This window comes from Streptomyces sp. TRM64462, assembly GCF_013362995.1.
Classification (GTDB): domain Bacteria; phylum Actinomycetota; class Actinomycetes; order Streptomycetales; family Streptomycetaceae; genus Streptomyces.
Window position 1 is genome coordinate 1 of sequence record NZ_JABWDV010000151.1, and the last position, 3,740, is coordinate 3,740.

Genomic DNA, 3,740 nt, shown 5'->3' on the forward strand with positions numbered 1-3,740 from the left:
GGCGGCGGCCGCCGTACTCCGCACGCTCCGCACGTTCCTCATCGAGGTGACGCCGCGCGGCGTCACCTCCTGCGGGCTGTCTCCCCCGCGAGCTCGCTGTCGCCCGCGTCGGGGGACGCGTCGGGGGACGGTACGCGCGCGTGGCGCCCCCGCCCGGCCGGGGCGCTCTCACGCCGGGCCTTCGCCCGGTGCTCCACCACCAGGACGGCGATCACGACGAGCGCGCCGACGGCCGCGAGCCCGAACGTCAGGCCGACCTCGCCGCTCGGCGCCAGCAGCGCCCGGTCCTCGTCCTGCCACGGCCACAGGGCGCGCAGCGAGCCCGCCATGAGACCGGTCATCACGACCAGCGTGATGTGGTGGTAGTTCTCGAGGAGCCACTTCAGCAGCTTCACGAACAGCGCCAGACCGAAGACGCAGCCGACCGCGAAGGCGCCCAGGTGCGTGAAGTTCCGCTCGTTGACCGCGTCGATCGTCGGCTCGTACAGACCGAGCGTCAGCAGGATGAAGGAGCCCGAGACGCCCGGCAGCACCAGCGCGCAGATCGCGACCGCGCCCGCCGCCGCCACGATCACCGGGTGCGTCGGCATCTGCGCGGGCGGCAGGCCCGTCAGCAGGAAGCCGCCGACGGCGACCGCGATGCCCAGTACGTAGTCCAGCGGCCGCCAGCGCCGCCCCGAGCTGGAGAACGGCACCCACAGCGACGCCAGCACCAGCCCGAAGAACACCGCGTACGCGTACTGCGGGTGCTCCTTGACCAGCGGGGCGATCAGCTTCGCCGCCAGCACCAGAGCCGCCGCCATGCCGATGAGCAGCGGTACGACGACTCCCCAGTCCACCTTCTTGGCCTCGGCGGCCGCCCGCGCGCCGCCCCGCCCGCGCGGGATGTCCGTCACCGCGAGGCGCGCCGCGCTCGTCAGATGACCGGCGCCGCCGATGAGCTTCTCGTACACACCGGTGATCAGGGCGACGGTGCCGCCGCTGATGCCGGGCACGGCCTCCGCCGCGCCGATGAGCGCACCGCGGAACACGTTGAAGAACTGGGGGCCGGCCAGCTTAGCCATGATCTCCCGTTTCGTAGCAGGGCGGCGCCAGCGCGAACCGTCCTGGAGCGGGCTGGAATGAGCAACCATCCTATGGGGTGACGCCACACGTCCGGCCGGGGCGGCCGCTCCCTGTGGACAAGTCGTCCACAGGGCCTCAGAAGCCCCTCGTCCGCTTCGCCGCGCGGCGGGACGCGGCCGAGGCCGGCGTCCGCAGGAACATGCGGGCCAGCTCGCCCCCGAGGTTCACGCCGATCGCGATGGCCAGCGCCAGGGCCGCCGCCCGCGCCAGCGAGTTGAAGCCCCCGTCGATCCGGCCCTGCGCGATGTTCAGCACGCCGTAGTACGTCGCCGAACCCGGCAGCAGCGGTCCGATCGCCGCCGTCACGTACGGCAGCGACGACGTGCGCTCGTACCGCGCCATCAACTGCCCGAACAGACCTACGAGCCCCGCCGCCAGCGCCGTCGCCAGCACCGTCGACCCCTTCGCCGTCACGGCCACGGCCGCGAACACCACCCACGCCACGGCGCCGTTGCACATCACGAACAGCACCGTCCCCCGCTCCTGCTGGAGGAGGACCGCGAAGGTCAGCGACAGCACCATCGCCGCCGCGATCTGCACCAGCGGCCGCTCGACCGGCGCGACCGTGCCCTCCGGGTTGAGCTGCGCGCCAAGCTGCACACCCACGTACAGGGCCGTCAGCACGCCCACCACGATGGCCACGAAGAAGTACGCGACTTCCAGGAGCCGCGCCGACGCCGTGATGTAGAAGCCCGTCAGGCCGTCCTGCACCGCCGCCACCAGCGCCCGCCCCGGGATCAGCGCGAACAGCCCACCCGTGATCACCGCCGACGGCCGCAGCCCCGCGTGCAGCAGGCTCACCGTCACACCCAGCGCCGCCGGCGGCATCGCCGCCACCGCGAACTGGTAGAACTCCGGCAGCCCGCGCCCCGCCGCCAGCCACGCCAGCCGGTCGCCCAGCATGGCGCCGGCCGCCGCGATCAGGAACACCGCGAGCCCGCCGCCCAGCAGCACCGACGCCGCCCCGGCGAGCATGCCGGCCGCCAGCGTCAGCACCCAGCCCGGGTACGGGTGCCGATTGCGGCGTATCAGCGCGAGCCGTCGGTACGCCTCCTCCAGGGTGACGTCGTAGCCCTCGGTGCTGATGTCGGCGACCAGCTGGTACACGGCCGTCAGCCGCGTGTAGTCCGTGACCCGGCGCCGCACGATCCGGCTCGCCGTCACCGGGTCGTCCACCAGCGAAGGCTGGTACGTGACCGACAACAGCGTGAACGTCACCGTCGGCTCGCAGCGGTCCATCCCGTACGAGCGGCAGATCGCGAACATCGCCGCCTCGACGTCCTCGGCGCCCTCGCCGCCCGCGAGCAGCAGCTCACCGATACGCAGCGTCAGGTCCAGCACGCGCGGCACGGCGGGCCCCGTGTCCTCCTCCTGCCGCTGCACCGCCTCCGTCACCGGCCGCTCGCTCACCGGCATCCGCAGCATGGTGCGCATCCGGTCCTGCCACGGCGCGTCCTTCGCCAGGCGGACCGCGGGAAAGCCCTGGGCGGGCGTGTACGCCGGGTGCGCCAGCTTCGCGTCGAAGCTCGCGGGCGGCGCGAAGGCCGACCCTTCCGTACCGGCCTGCGGCTCGGTCGTGAGCCCTTCGGGAACGGCGAACTCCGAGGTCGGCTGGTCCTCCTCCGGGATGCCCGGCGGTTCGACGCCGGCAGGCGGTGTGAAGGCGCTGTGCGCCTCGTCCGACTGCGGTTTGCGGTCCTCCTCCGGACCGTGCGGCTGCTCCGCCACCACTGGGCCTGCCCTCACTCCTGTCCGCGCGCGTACCCCCCTCGTCCGCCCAGTATGGGCACGGATGCCCCCTGATACGCACGGAGGGCGGCGCACCTCACAGGTGCACCGCCCTCCGGTGTACGAGAGGGTCCGGGCTCAGTGAGCGCCGCCCTGCGCCTCCAGGCGCTTGATGGAGGCCTCGATCTCGGCCTCGGCCTCGGCGCGGCCCACCCAGTTGGCGCCCTCGACGGACTTGCCGGGCTCCAGGTCCTTGTAGACCTCGAAGAAGTGCTGGATCTCCAGGCGGTCGAACTCCGAGACGTGGTGGATGTCGCGCAGGTGCTCCATCCGCGGGTCGGACGCCGGGACGCACAGCAGCTTGTCGTCGCCGCCGGCCTCGTCCGTCATCCGGAACATGCCGATGGCGCGGCACTTGACCAGGACACCCGGGAAGGTCGGCTCGTCGAGGATGACCAGCGCGTCCAGCGGGTCGCCGTCCTCACCCAGGGTGCCCTCGACGAAGCCGTAGTCGGCCGGGTAGACGGTCGACGTGAACAGGTGACGGTCGAGTCGGATGCGACCGGTCTCGTGGTCCACCTCGTACTTGTTCCGCGAACCCTTGGGGATCTCGATGCAGACGTCGAACTCCACGGGTGGCTCCTCCAAGATCAACACAATGTCGGGGGACTGGACGTGGCCCAGCTCAGTGGTTAAGTGTCCCTCACGCAACCGAGTGATCGCGAAAGGGGCTGGTCAGCCGTGCCGGAGCGGAACGTCCTGCACCTCACGGCGGGCTCCGCCGTACTGGGTCTGGTGCTGGCCGCGACGGCAGCGGGGCTGGCCGGCCCCTGGGACGGGGGTCAGCGTACGGCCGAGCGGGCCCGTGCAGCGGCGTGGGCCCCCAC

At 72.3% G+C, this 3,740-nt stretch carries 3 protein-coding genes; all 3 read right to left on the bottom strand.

What is annotated here, in order from left to right:
- Window positions 1–62 precede the first annotated feature (62 nt).
- Window positions 63–1,064, bottom strand: a complete 1,002-nt coding sequence (locus HTZ82_RS06980) for a DUF368 domain-containing protein (protein ID WP_175408413.1) — start codon at window positions 1,062–1,064, stop codon at window positions 63–65.
- Between the two features lie 136 nt (window positions 1,065–1,200).
- On the bottom strand, window positions 1,201–2,853 hold the full coding sequence (locus HTZ82_RS06985) for a threonine/serine exporter ThrE family protein (protein WP_375540788.1): 1,653 nt from the start codon (window positions 2,851–2,853) through the stop codon (window positions 1,201–1,203).
- A 138-nt stretch (window positions 2,854–2,991) separates the two neighbouring features.
- On the bottom strand, window positions 2,992–3,486 hold the full coding sequence (locus HTZ82_RS06990; RefSeq protein WP_175408415.1) for an inorganic diphosphatase: 495 nt from the start codon (window positions 3,484–3,486) through the stop codon (window positions 2,992–2,994).
- Between the last annotated feature and the right edge of the window lie 254 nt (window positions 3,487–3,740).

Coding starts and splice junctions, on each gene's coding strand:
- HTZ82_RS06980 (WP_175408413.1), bottom strand. CDS start 1,064: ATGGCTAAGCTGGCCGGCCCCCAGTTCTTCAACGTGTTCCGCGGTGCG.